Origin of the sequence: Paenirhodobacter ferrireducens (genome assembly GCF_004022265.1) — a bacterium.
Lineage (GTDB): Bacteria > Pseudomonadota > Alphaproteobacteria > Rhodobacterales > Rhodobacteraceae > Rhodobacter > Rhodobacter ferrireducens.
In genome coordinates this window covers 117,223-138,016 of record NZ_SAVB01000015.1, presented here as the reverse complement: position 1 = coordinate 138,016, position 20,794 = coordinate 117,223, and the positions used below count along the sequence as shown (strand labels likewise).

At 66.1% G+C, this 20,794-nt stretch carries 20 protein-coding genes; 11 read left to right on the top strand and 9 right to left on the bottom strand.

Going from position 1 to position 20,794, the window contains the following annotated elements; translation table 11 throughout:
- Window positions 1-586: 586 nt before the first annotated feature.
- Genes gpmI through EOW65_RS12070 form a run of 4 tightly spaced genes read left to right on the top strand, consistent with a single transcriptional unit; the run spans window position 587 to window position 5,204 of the window.
- Complete coding sequence (gpmI, locus tag EOW65_RS12085; RefSeq protein WP_128149760.1) at window positions 587-2,110, top strand: 2,3-bisphosphoglycerate-independent phosphoglycerate mutase; 1,524 nt, start codon at window positions 587-589, stop codon at window positions 2,108-2,110.
- On the top strand, window positions 2,107-3,246 hold the full coding sequence (locus EOW65_RS12080; RefSeq protein ID WP_128149758.1) for a murein hydrolase activator EnvC family protein: 1,140 nt from the start codon (window positions 2,107-2,109) through the stop codon (window positions 3,244-3,246). The genes gpmI and EOW65_RS12080 overlap by 4 nt, the downstream gene beginning before the upstream one ends.
- A 3-nt stretch (window positions 3,247-3,249) precedes the next feature.
- Complete coding sequence (locus EOW65_RS12075; protein ID WP_128149756.1) at window positions 3,250-4,671, top strand: S41 family peptidase; 1,422 nt, start codon at window positions 3,250-3,252, stop codon at window positions 4,669-4,671.
- Window positions 4,672-4,718: 47 nt separating this feature from the next.
- Window positions 4,719-5,204: an RNA pyrophosphohydrolase gene (locus tag EOW65_RS12070; protein WP_128149754.1), complete on the top strand. Its 486-nt coding sequence runs from the start codon at window positions 4,719-4,721 to the stop codon at window positions 5,202-5,204.
- Between the two features lie 3 nt (window positions 5,205-5,207).
- Here the strand turns inward: EOW65_RS12070 and nadC are convergent, their stop codons facing one another.
- From nadC to EOW65_RS12035, 7 genes are all read right to left on the bottom strand, one after another.
- On the bottom strand, window positions 5,208-6,053 hold the full coding sequence (gene nadC / locus EOW65_RS12065) for a carboxylating nicotinate-nucleotide diphosphorylase (RefSeq protein ID WP_128149752.1): 846 nt from the start codon (window positions 6,051-6,053) through the stop codon (window positions 5,208-5,210).
- Window positions 6,050-7,600, bottom strand: a complete 1,551-nt coding sequence (locus tag EOW65_RS12060; protein WP_128149750.1) for an L-aspartate oxidase — start codon at window positions 7,598-7,600, stop codon at window positions 6,050-6,052. The genes nadC and EOW65_RS12060 overlap by 4 nt, the downstream gene beginning before the upstream one ends.
- Complete coding sequence (gene nadA / locus EOW65_RS12055; protein WP_128149748.1) at window positions 7,597-8,649, bottom strand: quinolinate synthase NadA; 1,053 nt, start codon at window positions 8,647-8,649, stop codon at window positions 7,597-7,599. Before nadA ends, EOW65_RS12060 begins: the two co-directional genes overlap by 4 nt.
- A 113-nt stretch (window positions 8,650-8,762) precedes the next feature.
- The gene (gene dnaQ, locus EOW65_RS12050; RefSeq protein WP_128149746.1) at window positions 8,763-9,452 is read right to left on the bottom strand and encodes a DNA polymerase III subunit epsilon; all 690 of its coding nucleotides are present in this window, start codon (window positions 9,450-9,452) and stop codon (window positions 8,763-8,765) included.
- Window positions 9,445-10,041 carry a dephospho-CoA kinase gene (coaE, locus tag EOW65_RS12045; protein ID WP_128149744.1) on the bottom strand — a complete coding sequence of 199 codons (597 nt, stop codon included), beginning with the start codon at window positions 10,039-10,041 and terminating at the stop codon, window positions 9,445-9,447. The genes dnaQ and coaE overlap by 8 nt, the downstream gene beginning before the upstream one ends.
- A complete protein-coding gene (locus EOW65_RS12040) occupies window positions 10,038-10,877 on the bottom strand; it encodes a shikimate dehydrogenase (protein ID WP_128149742.1) in 840 nt (279 codons plus the stop codon). Before EOW65_RS12040 ends, coaE begins: the two co-directional genes overlap by 4 nt.
- On the bottom strand, window positions 10,874-11,473 hold the full coding sequence (locus EOW65_RS12035; RefSeq protein WP_128149740.1) for a Maf family protein: 600 nt from the start codon (window positions 11,471-11,473) through the stop codon (window positions 10,874-10,876). The genes EOW65_RS12040 and EOW65_RS12035 overlap by 4 nt, the downstream gene beginning before the upstream one ends.
- 395 nt (window positions 11,474-11,868) lie before the next feature.
- Between EOW65_RS12035 and EOW65_RS12030 the strand changes: the two genes are divergently transcribed.
- From EOW65_RS12030 to EOW65_RS12000, 7 genes are all read left to right on the top strand, one after another.
- On the top strand, window positions 11,869-12,333 hold the full coding sequence (locus tag EOW65_RS12030) for a CopD family protein (protein WP_128149738.1): 465 nt from the start codon (window positions 11,869-11,871) through the stop codon (window positions 12,331-12,333).
- 131 nt (window positions 12,334-12,464) lie between these two features.
- Window positions 12,465-13,748, top strand: a complete 1,284-nt coding sequence (gene rho, locus EOW65_RS12025; protein ID WP_394342745.1) for a transcription termination factor Rho — start codon at window positions 12,465-12,467, stop codon at window positions 13,746-13,748.
- A 13-nt stretch (window positions 13,749-13,761) separates the two neighbouring features.
- Window positions 13,762-15,045 carry a tRNA uridine-5-carboxymethylaminomethyl(34) synthesis GTPase MnmE gene (gene mnmE, locus EOW65_RS12020; RefSeq protein ID WP_128149736.1) on the top strand — a complete coding sequence of 428 codons (1,284 nt, stop codon included), beginning with the start codon at window positions 13,762-13,764 and terminating at the stop codon, window positions 15,043-15,045.
- 12 nt (window positions 15,046-15,057) lie between these two features.
- The gene (gene mnmG, locus EOW65_RS12015; protein WP_128149734.1) at window positions 15,058-16,920 is read left to right on the top strand and encodes a tRNA uridine-5-carboxymethylaminomethyl(34) synthesis enzyme MnmG; all 1,863 of its coding nucleotides are present in this window, start codon (window positions 15,058-15,060) and stop codon (window positions 16,918-16,920) included.
- Window positions 16,917-17,537, top strand: coding sequence for a 16S rRNA (guanine(527)-N(7))-methyltransferase RsmG (rsmG, locus tag EOW65_RS12010; protein ID WP_128149732.1), 621 nt, complete (start codon window positions 16,917-16,919; stop codon window positions 17,535-17,537). Before mnmG ends, rsmG begins: the two co-directional genes overlap by 4 nt.
- Window positions 17,530-18,345, top strand: a complete 816-nt coding sequence (locus EOW65_RS12005; protein WP_128149730.1) for a ParA family protein — start codon at window positions 17,530-17,532, stop codon at window positions 18,343-18,345. Before rsmG ends, EOW65_RS12005 begins: the two co-directional genes overlap by 8 nt.
- 3 nt (window positions 18,346-18,348) lie before the next feature.
- The gene (locus EOW65_RS12000; RefSeq protein ID WP_128149728.1) at window positions 18,349-19,248 is read left to right on the top strand and encodes a ParB/RepB/Spo0J family partition protein; all 900 of its coding nucleotides are present in this window, start codon (window positions 18,349-18,351) and stop codon (window positions 19,246-19,248) included.
- Between the two features lie 3 nt (window positions 19,249-19,251).
- On the opposite strand, the gene hemW is transcribed toward EOW65_RS12000, so the two are convergent.
- Entirely contained in the window at window positions 19,252-20,409 is a 1,158-nt protein-coding gene (gene hemW, locus EOW65_RS11995; protein WP_128149726.1) for a radical SAM family heme chaperone HemW, read from the bottom strand.
- A complete protein-coding gene (locus EOW65_RS20130) occupies window positions 20,406-20,786 on the bottom strand; it encodes a RidA family protein (RefSeq protein ID WP_206364063.1) in 381 nt (126 codons plus the stop codon). The genes hemW and EOW65_RS20130 overlap by 4 nt, the downstream gene beginning before the upstream one ends.
- Window positions 20,787-20,794: the final 8 nt, after the last annotated feature.

Here is a 20,794-nt window from a genome sequence, read left to right as displayed (position 1 = left end):
CAGTGAAGCTGACTACTCACATCATCGGGACAAGCCCTAGTGAGCGATATGCTACGGTCCGCGTCGCTTGCGACCAAACCGCCCGCATATCTCTTCAGATATCCGTCAATGTCAAAGAGCACGGAAACAAAATCAACCAGTTGCGCACCATCTCGTTGCGCCGCCAGCCAACCCGTTCCCAAATTTTCGCTTGCTTTCCAGTGCCTTGCGGCGCCTTCCGGCCACCGGCGCGGTGTGTTCCGCTTCGGTGAGGGGCTATTTACGGATCACCTCCCGACTCCGCAAGAGACTTTTTCGGAAAAAACGCATCTCGCGGAAAAATTTTCGTCAAACTATTGTTCTTAAATGATTTTCTTTTCATAGAACTTTCCCGGTCGCACCGGAGCGGGATGGCCGCGCAAGAATCTTTCGCAAATCACGGGTCCCGACGAAAGATATCCTCTGACGACGCCCTTCTCCACCTCGGCAGAGGGCGGGATATTATCAGGATAGTCGCGCGCGCACGCACGCGTGAGAAGGGCCCTGTAGCAGTTGCCGCGCGGCCCCCGGGCGCGTAAATAGGAGCCAGATTTCGCAGGAGGCTCCGATGACCCGTCCGAAACCCGTTGTGCTGTGCATTCTGGATGGCTGGGGCGAACGCCCCGAGACCGACGGCAACGCGCCTGCGCTCGCCAACACCCCGAACCTCGACAAGGTCTGGACGACCTGTCCGAAGTCGACGCTGATCACCTTCGGCCCCGATGTCGGCCTGCCCACCGGGCAGATGGGCAATTCGGAGGTCGGGCACACCAACATCGGTGCCGGGCGCGTGGTGGCGATGGACCTCGGCCAGATCGACCTCGCCATCGAGGATGGCAGCTTCTTCCAGAACGAGGCGATCCTCGCCTTCATCGCCAAGGTGAAGGCGGCGGGGGGACGTGCGCATCTGATGGGCGTCGTCTCGGATGGCGGCGTGCATGGCCATATCGAGCATCTGCTGGCCGCCTGCCGGATGATTGCCGGGGCAGGGGTGCCGGTCGCTGTCCATGCGATCACCGATGGCCGCGACGTCGCCCCCGACAGCGCGGCGCGCTTCATTGATGAGCTGGTGGCGCGCCTGCCGGAAGGCTGCACCGTCGCCACGGTGATCGGCCGCTATTGGGCGATGGACCGCGACAACCGCTGGGAGCGGGTGGGGCTCGCCTACGACGCGATGGTCAAGGCCGAGGGGCTGCAGGCCGCGACGCCGGCCGAGGCGGTGGCGCAAAGCTATGCCAAGCAGGAGATGGACGAGTTCATCAAGCCCACGGTGATCGGCGACTATGCCGGCACGGCGGATGGCGACGGCTTCTTCTGCCTGAACTTCCGTGCCGACCGTGCCCGCGAGATCCTGCGTGCGCTGGCCGAGCCGGGCTTTACCGAGATCGACGTCTCGACCCGGCCGGCCTGGTCGGCGATGCTGGGCATGGTCGAGTATTCGGCGGGCCACAACGCCTACATGACCACCGCCTATCCGAAGCGCGATCTGGTCAACACGCTGGGCGAATGGGTGTCGAAGCACGGGCTGACGCAGTTCCATTGTGCCGAGACCGAGAAATACCCGCATGTCACCTTCTTCCTGAACGGCGGCAAGGAAGCGCCGTGGCAGGGCGAGGACCGCTTCATGCCGAAGTCGCCCAAGGTCGCCACCTATGACCTGCAGCCGGAGATGAGCGCCCCCGAGGTGACCGAGCATTTCGTCGGCGCGATCGAGAGGGGCTATGACCTGATCGTGGTGAACTTCGCCAACCCCGACATGGTCGGCCACACCGGCAGCCTGCCTGCAGCGATCAAGGCCTGTGAAGAGATCGACCGCGACATGGGCAAGGTGATTGCCGCGCTGAAGGCGGCCGGGGGCGCGATGATCGTCACTGCCGACCACGGCAATTGCGAGACGATGATCGACCCGGTGACTGGCAAGCCGCACACCGCGCATACCACGAACCCGGTGCCGGTCGCCCTTGTCGGCGGGCCCGAGGGGGTGACGCTGCGCGACGGTGGCCGGCTTGCCGACCTGGCGCCGACGCTGCTTGACCTGATGCAGCTGCCGGTGCCGCCCGAGATGACCGGCAAGACGCTGATCGTCCGTTGATGCGGGCTGCGATCGTTGCGCTGATGCTGGGCGCCGGCGCGGCTTCGGCCAGCACCGCGACCGATGCTGCGCTGAAGGCCGCGGATGACCTGCGCGCCTCGATAGGCGCGCTCGACGCGGCGCAGACCAAGGCTGACCGGGTGGCGGCACTGACCGCGACGATCACCGCCTATGAGCAGGGGCTCGGCGCGCTGCGGGACGGGTTGCGCCGGGCCGCGGTGCGCGAGCACGAGATCAAGCAGGGGTTCGACGCGAAACGCGAGAATATCGGCCGGCTTCTGGGCGTGATGAGCACGATGGAGCGGTCGGAAGGACCGCTTCTTCTGCTGCATCCGGCGGGGCCGCTCGGCTCGGCGCGCTCGGGCATGGTGCTGGGTGCGGTGACCCCGGCGCTGCAGGCCGAGGCCGAGAAGATGCGCAGCGACCTCGAGGAGATCAAGGCGTTGCGCGCGGTTCAGGGCAATGCCGAGAAGGTGCTCGAGGGCGGGCTCGCTTCGGTGCAGGCGGCGCGCACCGCGCTGAGCGAGGCGGTCTCGGAACGCACCAAGCTGCCCAAGCGCTATCTCGAGGAGCCCGAGGAGCTGCGCCAGCTGGTCGAAAGCGCCGACACGCTCGAGGGCTTTGCCACCGGCGTTGCCGATCTCGACAGCGACATCGGCGCACCGATGGAGGATTTCGCCTCGGCCAAGGGCAGCCTGCCGATGCCGGTGATCGGCTCGGTGCTGCGCCGCTTCAACGAGGCCGACGCCGCCGGCATCCGCCGGCCCGGTCTGGTGGTGGCGACGGCGCCGGCCTCGCTGGTCACCGCGCCCTGGCCGGCAACGATCCGCTATCGCGGGCCGCTGCTCGACTACGGAAATGTGATGATTCTCGAACCGGCCAAGGGCTATCTTCTGGTTCTGGCCGGGCTGGGCACCGTCTATGGTGAAACCGGCGACGTGCTGGCCGCCGGGGCCCCGGTGGGGCTGATGGGCGGCACGGAACCCGGTGCACAGGAATTCGGTGCCGATTTCGTGCAGGCTGCACAGCAGGGCGGCAGTGCGGGCCGGACCGAGACGCTGTATTTGGAATTGAGGAAGGGCAAGACGCCCGTGGACCCCGCCGCGTGGTTCACCCAGACGAAAGACCAGGGGTAGAGTATGAAGAAGTTCGTCATGGCCGCACTCGGCGGCACGGTTGCCGGGGTGCTGATCTCGACGCAGGTTGCCCCGCTGCTGGCGCAGGAGGCCAGCAAGCCCGCCTCGGTCTATGAACAGCTCGACCTGTTCGGCGACATCTTTGAACGGATCCGGTCGGATTACGTCGAACCCGTCGACGACAAGAAGCTGATCGAGGCCGCGATCAACGGCATGCTCAGCTCGCTCGACCCGCATTCGAGCTATCTGCCGCCCGACGATTACGCCGATATGAAGGTGCAGACGCGCGGTTCCTTCGGCGGCCTCGGCATCGAGGTGACGCAGGAAGACGGCTTCGTGAAGGTCGTCTCGCCGATGGACGGCACGCCGGCCGCCGAAGCCGGCATCCAGTCTGGCGATTACATCACCCATGTGAACGGCGAGAGCCTGATGGGCCTGACCCTCGATCAGGCGGTGGACAAGATGCGTGGCCCGGTCGGCAGCGAGATCACTATCACCGTGGCGCGCCAGGGCCAGCAGGACCCCTTCGACGTGACGATGACCCGCGACACGATCAAGCTCACCGCGGTGAAGGGCCGGCTCGAGGGCAAGACCGTCGTGCTGCGGATCACCACCTTCAACGATCAGACTTTCCCGAATCTCCAGGAAAGTCTGAAAAAGGCGGTCGAGGATGCAGGCGGCATGGACAAGGTCGACGGCATCGTCATCGATCTGCGCAACAACCCGGGCGGGTTGCTGACCCAGGCGATCTCGGTCTCGGATGCCTTCCTCGACAAGGGCGAGATCGTCTCGACCCGCGGCCGCAAGGCCGAGGACAGCGAACGCTGGAACGCAACGCCGGGCGACCTGGCCCAGGGCAAGCCGATCGTCGTGCTGATCAACGGCGGCTCGGCCTCGGCCTCGGAAATCGTCACTGGCGCGTTGCAGGACCACCACCGCGCGATCGTCGTCGGCACCAAGAGCTTCGGCAAGGGCTCGGTGCAGACGGTGATGCCGATCCGCGGCGAGGGCGCGATGCGGCTGACCACGGCGCGCTATTACACGCCCTCGGGCCGCTCGATCCAGGCGCTCGGCATTCAGCCCGACATCGTCGTGCCGCAGCCCGACGCCGTTCCGGCCGATGATCAGGCAAGCGAGGACAAACCGGCGGCGAAGACCCGGTCGGAGGCCGACCTGCAGGGGATCTTGTCGAACGACTCGATGACCGAGGACGAGAAGAAGCAGGCCGAGGACGAGCGCGCCAAGGCCGAGGAGGCAGCGAAGCTGCGCCTGCAGGACTTCCAGCTCGCTTATGCGATCGACATCATCAAGGGCATGAAGGTGATGGCGCAGGATACCGACGCCGATCCGTCGACGCCCGCGGCTCCGGCCGGGGCCACGCCGGAGAAGGCACCGGTGAAACCCGCGCCGAAGCCCGCGAACTGAGATCCCGGGGGGCCGATCGGCCCCCCTTTTTCGCCAGGAAGAAAACCATGACCCCCGAAGAAATCGCCGCCCTCCCGTATCGCCGCAATGTCGGCGTGGTGCTGATGAACCCGCAGGGTCTGGTCTTCACCGGCCAGCGCATCGACAGCCCGGTGCCCGCCTGGCAGATGCCGCAAGGCGGCATCGACGAAGGCGAGAAGCCGAAGGAAGCGGCGCTGCGCGAGCTGTGGGAGGAAACCGGCGTGCGCCCGGATCTGGTCGAGAAGATCGCCAAGACGCGCGACTGGATCACCTATGACCTGCCCGCGGATCTGGTCGGCAACATCTGGAAGGGCCGCTACCGGGGGCAGAAGCAGAAATGGTTCCTGCTGCGCTTCCTCGGCCACGACAGCGACGTGAACATCGCGACCGAGCATCCCGAATTCTCGGTCTGGGCCTGGAAGCCCCATGCCGAGGTGCTCGAGGGCATCGTGCCCTTCAAGCGCGCGGTCTACGAGGCGGTCTTCGCCGAGTTCCGCGACTATTTCGCCTGAGCCTCAGAAGTCGAGACCAAGGTCGAGCGTGCGCGCCGAATGGGTGAGCGCACCCGACGAGATATAGTCGACACCCGTCGCCGCCACTTCGGCGATGCGGGAAAGCTGCATGTTTCCAGAGGCTTCCAGAACCACTCGGCCGGCGGCAAGGGCCACGGCTCGGCGCAGGGTCGGGGTGTCCATGTTGTCGAGCAAGATCACATCGGCGCCGCCCACTTCCAGCGCCTCTTCCAGCTGATCGAGACGGTCAACCTCCAGCTCGACGCGCATCATGTGGCTGCGCGCGGCCTTCGCCGCCTCGAGCACGGCACGGATGCCCCCCGCCGCGGCGACGTGATTGTCCTTGATGAGAATCGCGTCCGACAGGCCGAAGCGGTGGTTCGAGCCGCCGCCATGCGCGACCGCCATCTTTTCCACCACCCGCAGGCCCGGAGTCGTCTTGCGGGTGCAGGTGATGCGGGTTTTCGTGCCGCGGGTCTCGGCGACGAAAGCCGATGTCAGCGTGGCGATGCCGCTCAGCCGGCCGGCGAAATTCAGCGCGACGCGCTCGCCCATCAGGATCGAGGCGGCCTCGCCCTCGATCCGCATCAGCGTGTCGCCGGGGGCAATCGGGCTGCCGTCGGTGACAAGCGTTTCAACCCTCAGCGCCGGATCGACCAGGCGGAAGGCCAGTGCCGCAATCTGCATCCCCGAGACCACGCCCGCCTCGCGCGCATTCAGCCGCGCGGCATAGCGGACGCCCGCCGGCACGACAGCGCGAGTGGTGACATCGCCCATCGGCGACAGATCTTCGGTCAGCGCCGCGCGCACCAGCGGTTCAAGCAGGAAATCGGGCAGGGGAGCAGTCATGGTTCCTCCGTCGCGCAGGCGCGGATCGCGCGCGCCTCGTCAAGCGTGATGCGGGTGCGGCGGGCCCGGGCCGGGTCTGCCTGTGGGAAATCGGCGCGGAAGTGGCCGCCGCGGCTTTCCTCGCGCGCCAGCGCCGCGGCTGCGATCAGCGTCGCCGTGGCGGTCATGTTGCGCAGCGAGTCGCCGCTGGCCGCGGCCTCGATCTCGGCGATGGTGCGCAGCGCGGCTTTCAGCCCGGCAGCGGTGCGCACCACGCCGACGCCATCAGTCATCGCCGCGCGCAGCCTGGTGACCGCGGCCTCATCGGTCACTTCATTTCCCTCGGGGATCTCCAGATCGACCTCGGGCGCCGATGCCATCGGCACGGCCGAAGCGATGCCCTCGGCACAGATCCGGGCAAATACCAGCGCCTCGAGCAGCCCGTTCGAGGCAAGCCGGTTCGCGCCATGCAGCCCGGTCGAGGAGGCCTCGCCGCAGACCCACAGATGGCCGAGCGACGCGCGGCCATCCTCGGTCACGTCGATGCCACCCATGTGGTAATGCGCGGCGGCGGCAACCGGGATCGGCTGCGAAACAGGGTCTATTCCGGCCCTTTTGCAGGCCTGAGCCACGGCCGGGAAGCGGGTCATGATCTCGGCGCCCAGACAGGCGCGGGTGTCGAGCGCGGGCGCACGACCGGCCTGACGCTCCAGATAGACGGCGCGGGCGACGATGTCGCGCGGCGCAAGTTCGGCATCCTTGTGCACGGGCAGCATGAAGCGCTCGCCCCGCGAATTCACCAGAACCGCACCTTCGCCGCGCAATGCCTCGGTCGCAAGCGGGGCAGGGTCCTCGCCACTCGCGATCGCGGTCGGGTGAAACTGCACGAATTCCGGATCGGCGATACGCGCGCCGGCGCGCGCCGCCATGCCGATCACCTGTCCCCGGATCCGCGGCGGGTTGGTGGTGACGGCGAAAAGCCCGCCCGAGCCGCCGCCGGCCAGCAGCACCGCCGGCGCGCGGAGCAACAGCTTGCCCGAGGGCGTATGCGCCTTCTTCACCCAGACCCCTGTCACCGCGCCATCGGTCACCTCGAGCGAGGTCGCAAGCACCCCCTCGGCGATCTGGATCGAGGCAGTGCCACGCACGGCGGCAATCAGCGTCTGCATGATCTCGTGCCCGGCCTGATCGCCCTTCACCCGCACCACGCGGGCGGTGGAATGCGCCGCCTCGCGCGACATCACATAGCCGCCCTCGGGGCTGCGGTCGAAGGGCGTGCCAAGCGCGGTTAGATCGAGGATGCGGCGCGGCGCCTCGCCGGTCACCAGCCGGGCGATGGTCGGGTCGACGATGCCGGCGCCCGCCGTCTCGGTGTCGCGGGCATGGGCCGCGGGGCTGTCGCTGGCCGCCATCGCCGCCGCAACGCCGCCCTGTGCCCAGGCGGAGGAGGCGCCTTCGCCCAGAACCTCGGGCGAGATCACCAGAACCGGACGCGGGGCAAGCTTCAGCGCCGTATAAAGCGCACCGAGCCCGGCCCCGACGATCACGATGCGGGGGGTTTCGATCACTTCGCGATCTTCCGCGAGAGATCGATCATCCGCTCGACCGCCACGCGCGCCTTCGCGGCGATGACGGGATCGACGGTGACCTCCTCGGCCCCGGTGTGCAGCGACCACAGGATCTTCTCGAGCGTGATCTTCTTCATGTAGGGGCACATGTTGCAGGGCCCGACGAAATCCACATCCGGCAGCGCGTCGGCGATGTTCGACGCCATCGAGCATTCGGTGACCAGCATCGCGTGGCTCGGATGTTCGCGGGTGACATAGTCGATGATTCCCGAAGTGGACCCCGAGAAATCCGATTCGGCCACGACATCGGGCGGGCATTCCGGATGGGCGATGATTCGCGTCTCGGGATGCAGCGCGCGGAACTCGCGCAGATCCTGCGCGGTGTATTGTTCGTGCACGATGCACGACCCCGCCCACCAGACCACGCGCTTTGACGGAACCTGTTTTGCCACGTTCTGTGCAAGGTATTGATCTGGCGTCATAATTACCGTGTCTTCCGGCATCGCCGCGACAATTTGCGCTGCGTTGGCAGAGGTGCAGCAAATGTCGGAGGCGGCCTTCACAGCGGCTGTCGTGTTGACATAACTCACGACCGGAGCGCCGGGATATTGGGCCCGCATCTGGGCGATTCCCTCCGGCGTGATCGATTCGGCAAGCGAGCAGCCGGCCTCGACATCGGGAATCAGCACCGTCTTCGCCGGGTTCAGGATCTTCGAGGTCTCGGCCATGAAATGCACGCCGCATTGCACGATCACCTGCGCCTCGACCTTCGTCGCCTCGATCGCCAGTTGCAGGCTGTCGCCCACGACATCGGCCACGCCGTGATAGATCTCGGGCGTCATGTAGTTGTGCGCGAGGATCACCGCGTTTTTCTCGCGCTTCAGCCGGTTGATCGCGCGGATATAGGGCGCGTGGCGGGCGAAGTCGGGCAGGGGGACGACGCGGTCCATCCGGGCGTGGATGTCGCGCATCTCCTCGGCCAGGGTCAGCGACGGCGCAAGGTCATAGGCCTCGGCCAGGGTGGCCCGCATCACGGCAAGGTCCAGCATGTTTCCTCCCGACACATGAGAACGAGCCAGCATGTAAGGGCTCGGACCGTCGGGTGAAACAGCAAAGTTGCTGGAAACGACGAATTTGTGAAACTTTTATCGGATGGTCCGATTCAGCGGGTCCAGATCGCCTTCTCGCCCAGCTTGGCCACGAAGGCAGCGTGCGCCTCGGCCTCTTCCGGGGTGATGCGCGAGGGCAGGGGGACCGGGCGCGGGCGCGGGCGCCAGTCATCCTCGGCGCTGGCCGCTTTCGAGCGCGATGTGTCCACCGTCAGGCCGAAGACCGGCTGGCGGCCGCCGATCAGTTCCAGATAGACGTCAGCCAGGATTTCCGAGTCGAGCAGCGCTCCGTGCAGCGTGCGCGAAGAGTTGTCGATGTTGAAGCGCCGGCACAGCGCGTCGAGCGAGGCGGGCGAGCCCGGAAAACGGCGGCGCGCCATCATCAGCGTATCGAGCGCGCGGTCATTCGCGATCAGCGGCTTCTTCGCCCAGCCCAGTTCCGCATTCAGGAATTTCATGTCGAAGACGGCATTGTGGATGACGAGCTTCGCGTCGTCGCCGATGAAATCGAGGAAATCCTGGGCGATGGCGGCAAAGACCGGCTTGTCGCGCAGGAAATCATTCCCCAGCCCGTGCACCTCGAAGGCCTCGGTCGGCATGTCGCGCTCGGGGTTGATGTACTGGTGATAGGTCCGGCCGGTCGGCACGTGGTTGAACAGCTCGATCGCACCGATCTCGACGATGCGGTGGCCTTCGGTCGGCTCAAAGCCGGTGGTTTCGGTATCGAGGACGATTTCACGCATGGCGGGCCCTGATTTCGGCGATCAACTGGCGCACGGCGGCGCGGGTGCCCTCGATCGTGTGGGTCTCGATCACATGATGGGCGCGGGCGCGCTTGTGCGCATCGGGAAGCTGACGGTCGAGGATCAGATCAAGCTGCGACTCGGTCATCGTGCCGCGGGCGAGGACCCGGGCGCGCTGATGCTCGGCCGGGACCGAGACGACAAGCACGGCGTCACAGATCTTGTCGGCGCCGGTCTCGAACAACAGCGGGATGTCCAGAAGGATCAGATCGGCGTCGGAATGGGCCTTGATGAACGCCATGCGCGACGCCGTCGTCAGCGGATGAACGATCGATTCCAGCAGGGACAGAGCCTGTTTTTCGCCATTCAGCACCTCACGCAGCCGGGCGCGGTCGACGGCACCGTCGACCACGACGCCGGGAAAAGCCTCGGCAATCGCCGGCACGGCGGCACCGCCCCGGGCGTAAAGCGCATGCACCGTCGCATCGGCATCCCAGACCGGCACGCCTTCCTCGGCGAACATCTTCGCCGTGGTCGACTTGCCCATGCCGATTGAGCCAGTCAGGCCGAGAAGAAAGGGTCTGTTCATGCCGAAAGCACCGCCTCGCGCAGCTCGGCCGTCACCTCGGGGCGGTGGCCGAACCAGCGCTCGAATCCGGGAACGGCCTGATGCAGAAGCATGCCCAACCCATCGACCGTGGTGCAGCCCATGGCTGCCGCCTCTTCCAGAAGCTTCGTGCGCAGCGGAGTGTAGACGCAGTCGGTCACCACGGCGCGACTGTCGAGCGCATCGAGCGGCACGCGGAACTCGGCCTTGCCCTCCATGCCGAGCGAGGAGGTATTCACCACGGTGCGGGCGTCCTCCATCATGTTGCCGGCCTGCACCCAGTCATAGACGACGACGCGGGCGCCGAATTCGGTGCGCAGCACATCGGCCCGCGCCCGGGTGCGGTTCGAGATCCGGATCTCGGGCACGCCGACCTCGAGAAGCGAGGCGACGATGGCACGCGCGGCGCCACCGGCCCCGATCACCGCCGCCGGCCCCTCGGCCGGTGCCCAGCCCGGTGCGCCCTCGCGCAGATTGGCGATGAAGCCGTAACCGTCGGTGTTGTCGGCATGGATGCGGCCATCGGGGCGGAAGATCAGCGTGTTCGCCGCCCCGATCAGCGCAGCGCGATCCGACACCACATCGGCCAGCGCCAGCACCGCCTCCTTGTGCGGAATGGTGACGTTGCAGCCGACAAAACCAGCCTTCGGCAGCACGCGAAGCACCGTCTCCAGGTCCTCGGCCGCCACATCCATCGGGATGTAATGGCCGCGGATGCCATATTGCTTCAGCCAATAGCCATGCAGGGCAGGTGACCGCGAATGCGCAATCGGCGAGCCGATGACGCCGGCCAGCGGAATCCGGGGATGGTCGTTCATGTCGTCAGATCTCCGCGCACATGCAGCCAGTTCAGGAACTCGATCAGCGGGAGCCCCAGAACGGCAAAGTAATCGCCTTCGACGGCAGAGAAAAGCCGCACGCCCTCTTCCTCGAGCTTGTAGCAGCCGACGGCGTGGCGAATGCTGTCCCAGTTGCGCGTGACATAGTCCTCGATGAAGGCGTCGGACAGCGGGTGCATCCGCAGCCGCACCTCGGACACATGCCGCCAGAGCGGCGCCCCGTCGCGCAGCGCCACCAGCGCCGACAACAGCCGGTGCGTCTGGCCCGAGAGCGCGCGCAGATGCTCGATCGCCTCTTCGGGCGTCTCGGGCTTGGCGAAGATCCGCCCCTTCAGTTCGAGCACCTGATCGGCGCCAAGAACCAGGTGCCCCGGCCGTCGTGCCGAAATTTTCGCCGCCTTCATCTCGGCCAGCGCATCGGCGACGTCGCGGGGCGTCGCCCCTTCGGCCTCGAGCGCGGCGCGGATCGCCTCTTCATCGATGCGGCCGGGCAGAATTTCCACCTCGATGCCGGCGGCGCGCAACAGGCGGGCCCGGATTTCCGAAGAAGAGGCGAGGGTGAGGGCGAAGGTCATGTGGACAACATCCGGGAGAACTGCCGGGGCAAAGCTGTGGAGCCGCGGGGGGGTGGAATTTCCTCCACCGTTCTGGCGCGTTTCGCCCTCGAACGAAAGCAAACTCTGCACCTGTGACTCCGCTCTGGGGGTAAATGGGGGCGACTCATGAGTCGCCGGTGAGTCGTCCGGCTTTTCCACAGATTCGTCCCGCGTGATGATTTCGTGAATCTCCTTGAAGCTGAAAGATAATTCCGCGAGATCCAGAGTCCGGGGCAAACAGATGGGGACTCTTGTCCACCCTGGGGAAAACTGCGCTGAAACTGCATAATCCCCACTATCCACAGGGCAATCATCATCATCATCTTTTCTTTTCTTTTTTTTTATCTTTATGAAGTGATGAGACGGAGGGACCGATGACTGACTTTCTGCTGACCGCTTACCCCTGGGTCAAAAGCCTGCATGTCATGTCGGTGCTCGCCTGGATGGCGGGGCTGTTCTACCTGCCACGGCTGTACGTCTACCATGTCGAGGGCCTTAAAAAGCAGGGTGTGACCCGCGGTTCGGACATGGAGCTGCTCTTCCGTCATCAGGAACGTCTGTTGATGAAGGCGATCATGGCACCGGCGATGATCTCGACCTGGGTCTTCGGGCTGCTGCTTGTCGTCACCCCGGCGGTGATCGACTGGACCGCTGCCTGGCCCTGGGCGAAGGGGGCCGCAGTGATTGCGATGACCGGCTATCATTTCTTCCTCGAGGTCGCGCGCAAGCGCTTCATCGCCGGCGAGAACCGGATGACCGGGCGGCAGTGGCGGATGATGAACGAAGTTCCGACGCTTCTGATGATCGTCATCGTGCTCGCGGTGATCGTGAAGTTCTGAGCATTCGTTGACTCGCGGCCCCTCAGGGCTTATCTGCGAAGTCAGCCCCGGCCGTCCGGCCGACAGGTTCTTCTGAAGACGACGATGGACACGCGCTGCCGGGACGCCGGCCGGCGCCCTTTGCGGATGGAATGCCGATGAACACCGAAACCGAACGGCTCAATCTTGCGGATCTGAAGGCGAAAAGCCCGAAGGACCTGCTCGCCATGGCCGAGGACTGGGAAATCGAGAACGCCTCGACCATGCGCAAGGGCGAGATGATGTTCTCGATCCTGAAAGAGCATGCCGAGGAAGGCGTCGAGATCGGCGGTGACGGTGTGCTCGAGGTGCTGCAGGACGGGTTCGGCTTCCTGCGCTCGCCCGAGGCGAACTATCTGCCTGGCCCTGACGACATCTACGTCTCGCCCGAGATGATCCGGCAATACAGCCTGCGCACCGGCGACACGGTCGAGGGCATCATCCGTGCGCCCGGCGAAAACGAGCGCTATTTTGCCCTGACCTCGGTCGAGCGGATCAACTTCGAGGATCCGGACAAGGCGCGCCACAAGGTCGCCTTCGACAACCTCACGCCGCTTTACCCGGACGAACGGCTGAAGATGGAAATCGAGGATCCGACGATCAAGGATCGTTCGGCGCGGATCATCGACCTCGTGGCGCCGATCGGGAAGGGGCAGCGTGGCCTGATCGTGGCGCCGCCGCGCACGGGTAAGACGGTTCTGCTGCAGAACATCGCGCATTCGATCGCGACCAATCATCCGGAATGCTACCTGATCGTGCTGCTGATCGACGAGCGTCCGGAAGAAGTGACCGACATGCAGCGTTCGGTGAAGGGCGAGGTGATCTCCTCGACCTTCGACGAACCGGCGACGCGGCACGTCGCGGTGGCCGAGATGGTGATCGAGAAGGCGAAGCGCCTGGTCGAGCACAAGCGCGATGTGGTGATCCTGCTCGACTCGATCACCCGCCTTGGCCGCGCCTACAACACCGTGGTGCCGAGCTCGGGCAAAGTGCTGACCGGCGGTGTCGACGCGAACGCGCTGCAGCGGCCGAAGCGCTTCTTCGGTGCCGCGCGCAACATCGAGGAGGGCGGTTCGCTGACGATCATCGCGACCGCGCTGATCGACACCGGCTCGCGCATGGACGAGGTGATCTTCGAAGAGTTCAAGGGCACCGGCAACTCGGAAATCGTGCTCGACCGCAAGGTGGCGGACAAGCGCGTCTTCCCGGCGATGGACATCCTCAAGTCGGGCACCCGCAAGGAAGACCTGCTGGTCGACCAGAAGGACCTGCAGAAGACCTATCTGCTGCGCCGCATCCTGAACCCGATGGGCACCACTGATGCGATCGAGTTCCTGATCTCCAAGCTGAAGCAGACGAAGTCGAACGCCGAGTTCTTCGATTCGATGAACGGCTGAGGTCTTTCGACCGATGGACACCATCTTCGCCCTGGCGACGGCTCGCGGAAAGGCGGGCGTCGCGGTCGTCCGCATTTCCGGCCCGCGGGCCTGGGCGGCGGCCGAGATGCTGGCCGGGTCCTTGCCCGTGCCGCGCCAGGCCGGGCTGCGCCGGCTGCGGCTGGCGGGGGACGAGTTCGACGAGGCGGTGGTGCTGTGCTTTGCCGCCGGCGCGAGTTTCACCGGCGAAGAGGTGGCCGAGCTGCATGTGCATGGCGCGGTGGCGACGGTCGCCGCGGTGCTGCGGGCGCTTGGGGGCATCGAGGGGCTGCGGCTGGCCGAACCCGGCGAATTCACCCGCCGCGCGCTGGAAAACGGCCGGCTCGACCTTGCCCAGGTCGAGGGCCTGTCGGACCTGATCGAGGCGGAAACCGAGGCGCAGCGCAAGCAGGCGCTGGCGGTTCTGTCGGGCTCGGTCGGGCAGGTGGTCGAGGATTGGCGCGCCCGGCTGATCCGGGCGGCGGCGCTGCTCGAAGCGACCATCGACTTTGCCGATGAAGAGGTGCCCGTCGATGTGAGTCCCGAGGTGACCACACTGATCGACGGTGTCATCGCCGCGCTGCGTGACCAGATTGCGCGGGTAGGGGCGGCGGAGCGCGTGCGCGAGGGATTCGAGGTGGCGATCGTCGGGCGGCCGAATGCCGGCAAGTCGACGCTGCTGAACGCGCTGGCCGGGCGTGAGGCGGCGATCACCTCGGAAATCGCCGGCACGACCCGCGACGTGATCGAGGTGCGGATGGACCTAGGCGGTCTGGCTGTCACCCTGCTGGACACCGCCGGGCTGCGCGAGACCGGCGATGTGGTCGAGGCGATCGGCGTCGAGCGCGCGCTTGCCCGGGCGGCGCAGGCCGATCTGCGGATCTTCCTGCTCGACGGGGCGGAAGTGCCGCTGCTGCTGCCCGAGCCGGGCGATCTGGTCGTGCAGGGCAAGGCCGATCTTCACGCAGGCGAGGGGCTCGCCGTGTCGGGCAAGACTGGGGCGGGCCTTGACCGGCTGGTCGCCGAGGTCACCGCGCGGCTGCAAGATCGTGCCGCAGGGGCCGGCGTGATGACGCGCGAGCGGCATCGGGTGGCGATGGAGCGCGCATTTCAGGCTTTGGAATCGGCGCGAAATGAGGTATTGCGCGGGTCCGATCGGGTCGAGCTGGCCTCCGAAGGGCTGCGTCAGGCGGCTCGGGTGCTTGAATCCATGGTCGGGCGGGTGGATGTGGAGCATCTTCTCGACGAGATTTTCGCGAGCTTCTGCATCGGCAAGTGAGGAGTGTTTCACGTGAAACATCTTGACGTCATCGTCGTCGGCGGGGGGCATGCCGGCACCGAGGCAGCCCATGCAGCGGCCCGGGCAGGGGCGCGCACGGCACTGGTCACGCTGCGGCGCGAGGCGATCGGCGTGATGTCGTGCAACCCTGCAATCGGTGGGCTAGGCAAGGGCCACCTGGTGCGCGAGATCGATGCGCTCGACGGCGTGATGGGGCGTGCGGCCGATTTCGCCGGCATCCAGTTCCGCCTGCTGAACCGGCGCAAGGGGCCGGCGGTGCAGGGCCCGCGCGCACAGGCCGACCGCAAGCTCTATCGCCAGGCGATGGCGCGGCTGACCGAGCTGCAGGAAAACCTCGAGGTGATCGAGGGCGAAGTCGCCGATCTGATCGTGACCGAGGGCCGCGTCGCCGGGGTTCGGCTGGCCGATGGCAGCGAGATCGGCGCGGCGGCGGCGGTGCTGACCACCGGCACCTTCCTGCACGGCGTCATCCATATCGGCGATCAGCGCCAGCCCGGCGGCCGCATCGGCGACAAGCCGTCGATCGCGCTGGCCGACCGGCTGCGCGATCTGGCCTTGCCGCTTGGCCGGCTGAAGACCGGAACGCCGCCGCGGCTCGATGGACGCACCATCGACTGGTCGGTTCTCGACAGCCAGCCCGGCGATGACGATCCGGCGATGTTCAGCTTCCTGCACAAGGCGCCCTTCGTGCGGCAGATCTCCTGCGGCATCACCCATACGAACGAGCGCACACACGAGGTGATCCGCGAGAACCTTGGCCGCTCGGCGATGTATGGCGGCCATATCGAGGGGGTCGGGCCGCGCTATTGCCCGTCGATCGAGGACAAGGTCGTGCGCTTTGCCGACAAGACCTCGCATCAGGTGTTCCTGGAGCCCGAGGGGCTGGACGACGACACGATCTATCCGAACGGCATTTCCACCTCGCTGCCGGTCGATGTGCAGGAGGTTTACGTCCGCTCGATCCGTGGCCTTGAAGAGGTGCGGATCCTGCAGCCGGGCTATGCGATCGAATATGATTTCGTCGATCCGCGCGCGCTGAGCCCGACGCTGGAACTGCGCGAGCAGCCCGGACTTTACCTTGCCGGACAGATCAACGGCACCACCGGCTATGAAGAGGCGGCGGCGCAGGGGCTGGTGGCCGGGCTGAACGCGGCGCGCGGCGCGCAGGGGCAGGGGCCGGCCGTCTTCAGCCGCACGAACAGCTATATCGGCGTGATGATCGACGATCTTGTGACGCGCGGTGTGGCAGAGCCTTACCGCATGTTCACCTCGCGCGCCGAATTCCGGCTGTCGCTGCGCGCCGACAACGCTGACCAGCGGCTGACCCCGATGGGGATCGCGCTTGGCTGCGTGGGGGCGGAGCGGCAGAAGGCCTTTGCGCAGAAGATGGAGGCGCTGGACGCCGGCCGCGCACTGCTCGATTCGCTGATCCTGACACCGAAGCAGGCGATTTCCGCCGGGCTGAAGGTGAATCAGGACGGCAGCAAACGCTCGGCCTTCGAGCTTCTGTCCTTCCCGGACATCGGCCTGACCGAAGTGTCGGCTGTGTTCCCGCAGATTGCGGAGCTTCCGGCCGAGATCGCCGATCAGCTGGCGAAAGACGCGCTTTATGCCAGCTATATCGAGCGGCAGGAGCGCGATGTGGCGGCGATGAAGCGCGACGAAAACTGGGAAATTCCGGCCGATTTCGATTACACGGCGCTTTCGGGCCTGTCGAACGAGCTGAAGCTGAAGTTCGGCCGGGCGCGGCCGCAGACGCTCGCACAGGCCAGCCGGGTCGATGGTGTGACGCCCGCGGCACTGGCGCTGATCCTTGCCAGCCTGCGTCAGGCCAGCCGGGTGGCCTCGGCATGAGCGTCGAGGTCTTTTCCGCGGCGGTCGATGTTTCACGTGAAACACTCGACCGGCTGACTGCCTACGAGGCGCTTCTGCGTAAGTGGAATGGGGCGATCAATCTGGTCTCGCCGCAGACGCTGTCACAGGTCTGGACGCGGCATTTCCTCGATTCGGCGCAGATCTTCGCGCTTGGCCCGGAAACGGCGCGGCACTGGGCCGATCTGGGCAGTGGCGGCGGCTTCCCCGGGCTGGTGATCGCGGTGCTGGCGGCGGAAAAGCGCCCCGATCTGGCGGTGACGCTGGTCGAAAGCGACCGGCGCAAGTCCGCCTTCCTGATGACCGCGGCGCGCGAACTCGGCCTTTCCGTTGCGGTGAAAAGCGACCGGATCGAGGCGCTTGCGCCGCTTCAGGCCGATATTCTCAGTGCCCGGGCGCTTGCGTCGCTGACCGATCTTCTTGGCTTTGCCGAGCGCCACCTTGCCCCCGGCGGCACCTGTCTGTTCCCGAAAGGGGCGCGGTGGCGCGAAGAGCTTGCGCCGGCGCAAGAAAGGTGGTCCTTTCACCTCAACCCGCATCCCAGCGAGACCGAGTCCGAAGCCGTTATCCTGCAGATCGATGGAGTGAAACGTGTCTGATCCGACTCGGCCGCCCGGGCCCAGAATCATCGCCGTCGCCAACCAGAAGGGCGGGGTGGGCAAGACCACCACCGCGATCAACCTTGCCGCGGCGCTTGTCGAAGCCGGGCAACGCGTTCTGCTGGTTGATCTCGACCCGCAGGGCAACGCCTCGACCGGGCTTGGCCTTGAAACTGAAGACCGGAAATCGAGCACCTACGAGCTGATCCTCGAAGACGCGCCGATTTCCTCGGTCGTGCAGGAGACCGGCATCGAGGGGCTGTGGATCTGCCCGGCGACCACCGATCTGTCCTCGGCCGATATGGAGCTGGTCTCGAACGAAAAACGCAGCTTTCTTCTGCATGATGCGCTGCGTCAGCCGGACATCGACGCTTTCGCGCTTGATTACGTGCTGATCGACTGCCCGCCGTCGCTCAATCAGCTGACGGTGAACGCGATGGTCGCGGCGCATTCGGTTCTGGTGCCGCTGCAGGCGGAATTCTTCGCGCTCGAAGGCCTGTCGCAGCTGATGCTGACGATCCGCGAGGTGCGGCAGAGCGCGAATCGCGACCTGCGCATCGAAGGCGTGGTTCTGACCATGTATGACGTGCGCAACAACCTCTCGCAGCTGGTCGAGGCGGATGCGCGCAACACGCTGGGCGAACTCGTGTTCCGCACGATGATTCCGCGCAACGTGCGGGTGTCCGAGGCGCCGTCCTATGCGATGCCGGTCACCAGTTATGATTCCGGCTCGCGTGGGGCGACGGCCTATCGCGCGCTCGCGAGTGAACTTCTTGCCCGGCATGCCGCGGCGAATAGCAGGGGATAAGGGATGGCGGAGAAGAAACCCGAACGGCGTGGTCTGGGGCGTGGTTTGTCGGCGCTGATGGCGGATGTCCATCTGGCGCCTGCGGCCGAACCCGCGGCGGCGCCGCGTCGGGCGGAAATGTTCGTCCCGATCGAGAATATCGAGCCCAATCCCGACCAGCCGCGCCGCGATTTCGAGCCCGAGGCGCTGGATGAACTTGCGGCCTCGATCCGCGAGAAGGGCGTCATCCAGCCGCTGATCGTGCGCCGCCATCCGCGCAAGGAAGGGCAATACGAGATCGTCGCCGGCGAACGCCGCTGGCGCGCCTCGCAGCTGGCGCAGCTGCACGAGCTGCCGGTGATCTTGCGCGAGTTCACCGACAACGAGGTGCTCGAGGTCGCGATCATCGAAAACATCCAGCGCGCCGATCTGAACCCTCTGGAAGAGGCGCTCAGCTACCGCGCGCTGATGGATCGTTTCGGCCATACCCAGGAAAAGGTGGCCGAGGCGCTGTCGAAAAGCCGCAGCCATATCGCGAACCTTTTGCGCCTGTTGAACCTGCCCGACGAAGTGCAGGGGATGCTGCGCGCAGGCCAGCTGAGCGCGGGGCACGCGCGGGCGATGATCACCGCGCCCGATCCGGTCAAGCTTGCGCGGGATACCGTTTTGAAGGGTCTCTCGGTGCGCGATGTCGAGCGGCTGGCGAAAAAGTCGGTGACGCCGCCGGGCGAGGGGGCACCGAAGCCGCGCCGCCCGTCCGAGAAAGATGCCGATACCCGGGCGCTGGAAGGCGATCTGAGTGCTAGCGTTGGTATGAAAGTGTCGATCGACCACAAGGGGTCGGAGGGTGGCCTCGTCACCATCGCCTATCGCGACCTCGACGAGCTCGATCGGATCTGCTCGCTCCTCAGCGCCGGGCGCTGAGGCTCAGGGCATCAACTCCCGGATCACGCCATTCAGCACCGCGCGGCCCTCACGGGTTGCGCGGATCCGGCCATCCAGGGTTTCGACCAGACCCAGCTCGCCCAGATCGGCGAGCTTTTCGGCGGGCAGGTCAGTGCCCGACAGCGCGCGATAGCGCGCCGGATCGATCCCCTCGCTCAGCCGCAGCCCGAACAGCAGGAATTCGACCGCCTGATCCTCGAGCGGCAATTCCTCGCGCGGGAGTTCCCCCGAGCCACGCTGTTCCACGGCTTGCAGCCACAGGGCAGGGGGCTTGGGCGTGACCGTCGCCTGCCGCGTGCCGCCAAGGGTCAGCCGGCCATGCGCCCCAGGGCCGATGCCGGCGTAATCGCCATAGCGCCAATAGATCAGGTTGTGCCGGCTTTGCGCCCCCTCGCGGGCGTGGTTCGACACTTCATAAGCCGGAAGCCCGGCCGCCTCGCAGATCTCCTGCGTGCGCAGATACATGTCGGCGGCCAGTTCCTCGTCGGGCAGGCCGGTCAGCTTGCCGGCCGCGGCACGGCGCCCAAAGGCGGTGCCTTCCTCGATCGTCAGCTGGTAAAGCGAGAAGTGATCCACCGCCATCGCCAGCGCCTCGCGCAGTTCGGCCTCCCAGGCGGTCAGGTCCTGATCCTGGCGCGCATAGATCAGATCGAAGCTGACGCGGTCGAAATGGCTGCGGGCGATGTCGAAGGCAGCGCGGCCCTCGGCGGCGCTGTGCATCCGGCCAAGCCGTGTCAGATCGGCATCGTTCAGCGCCTGCATCCCCATCGAGATGCGGTTCACCCCGCCCTCGGAATAGGCTCTGAACCGGCCGGATTCGATGCTGGTGGGGTTCGCCTCGAGGGTGATCTCGATGTCATTCGCCTGCCGCCAGGTGCGCCGCACCCGCTCGAGGATCGCGGCGACAAGGTCTGGGTCCATCAGCGAGGGGGTGCCGCCGCCGAAGAAGACCGAGTTCAGCACCCGGTCCTGCGTTTCGACGCCCAGACGGTCGATCTCGGCAAGATAGGCGCGCTGCCAGCGGGCCTGGTCGATTTCCGCCGCCACATGGCTGTTGAAATCGCAATAGGGGCATTTGGCGGCACAGAAGGGCCAGTGCAGATAAAGGCCGAACCCGCCGTGCCGCCAATCGTCGCTCATCCCTTGAACGCCGTCACTTCGATCTCGATCTTCATCGCCGGATTCACCAGCCCCGCGACGATCATCATCGCGGCCGGGCGGATCTCGCCGAAGGTCTCGGACAGGGCCGGGATGATTTCCTCGACATAGGCCGCATCGGTGATGACGTAATTCGCCCGCACCACATCGGCCATCGAGAAGCCTGCGCCTTCCAGAACGCCCTTGATCGTCGCAAGCGCATTGCGCGCCTGATCGAGAACGCTGTCCGGGAAGGTCTTGCTGACCGGATCGGCGCCGGTCGTGCCGGCGACGAAGCACCAGTCGCCCTGCACCACGGCGCGCGAATAGCCAAGTTTCGGTTCATAGGGCGAGCCGCCCGAGATGTTCTGTCGTGCCATTTTCGCCT

Excerpts from the sequence above, each read along its gene's own strand:
- gpmI (WP_128149760.1), top strand. The coding sequence starts at position 587 with ATGACCCGTCCGAAACCCGTTGTGCTGTGCATTCTGGATGGCTGGGGC.
- EOW65_RS12075 (WP_128149756.1), top strand. The coding sequence starts at position 3,250 with ATGAAGAAGTTCGTCATGGCCGCACTCGGCGGCACGGTTGCCGGGGTG.
- EOW65_RS12070 (WP_128149754.1), top strand. The coding sequence starts at position 4,719 with ATGACCCCCGAAGAAATCGCCGCCCTCCCGTATCGCCGCAATGTCGGC.
- nadC (WP_128149752.1), bottom strand. The coding sequence starts at position 6,053 with ATGACTGCTCCCCTGCCCGATTTCCTGCTTGAACCGCTGGTGCGCGCG.
- nadA (WP_128149748.1), bottom strand. The coding sequence starts at position 8,649 with ATGCTGGACCTTGCCGTGATGCGGGCCACCCTGGCCGAGGCCTATGAC.
- dnaQ (WP_128149746.1), bottom strand. The coding sequence starts at position 9,452 with ATGCGTGAAATCGTCCTCGATACCGAAACCACCGGCTTTGAGCCGACC.
- coaE (WP_128149744.1), bottom strand. The coding sequence starts at position 10,041 with ATGAACAGACCCTTTCTTCTCGGCCTGACTGGCTCAATCGGCATGGGC.
- EOW65_RS12040 (WP_128149742.1), bottom strand. The coding sequence starts at position 10,877 with ATGAACGACCATCCCCGGATTCCGCTGGCCGGCGTCATCGGCTCGCCG.
- EOW65_RS12035 (WP_128149740.1), bottom strand. The coding sequence starts at position 11,473 with ATGACCTTCGCCCTCACCCTCGCCTCTTCTTCGGAAATCCGGGCCCGC.
- EOW65_RS12030 (WP_128149738.1), top strand. The coding sequence starts at position 11,869 with ATGACTGACTTTCTGCTGACCGCTTACCCCTGGGTCAAAAGCCTGCAT.
- rho (WP_394342745.1), top strand. The coding sequence starts at position 12,465 with ATGCCGATGAACACCGAAACCGAACGGCTCAATCTTGCGGATCTGAAG.
- mnmE (WP_128149736.1), top strand. The coding sequence starts at position 13,762 with ATGGACACCATCTTCGCCCTGGCGACGGCTCGCGGAAAGGCGGGCGTC.
- rsmG (WP_128149732.1), top strand. The coding sequence starts at position 16,917 with ATGAGCGTCGAGGTCTTTTCCGCGGCGGTCGATGTTTCACGTGAAACA.
- EOW65_RS12000 (WP_128149728.1), top strand. The coding sequence starts at position 18,349 with ATGGCGGAGAAGAAACCCGAACGGCGTGGTCTGGGGCGTGGTTTGTCG.
- hemW (WP_128149726.1), bottom strand. The coding sequence starts at position 20,409 with ATGAGCGACGATTGGCGGCACGGCGGGTTCGGCCTTTATCTGCACTGG.
- EOW65_RS20130 (WP_206364063.1), bottom strand. The coding sequence starts at position 20,786 with ATGGCACGACAGAACATCTCGGGCGGCTCGCCCTATGAACCGAAACTT.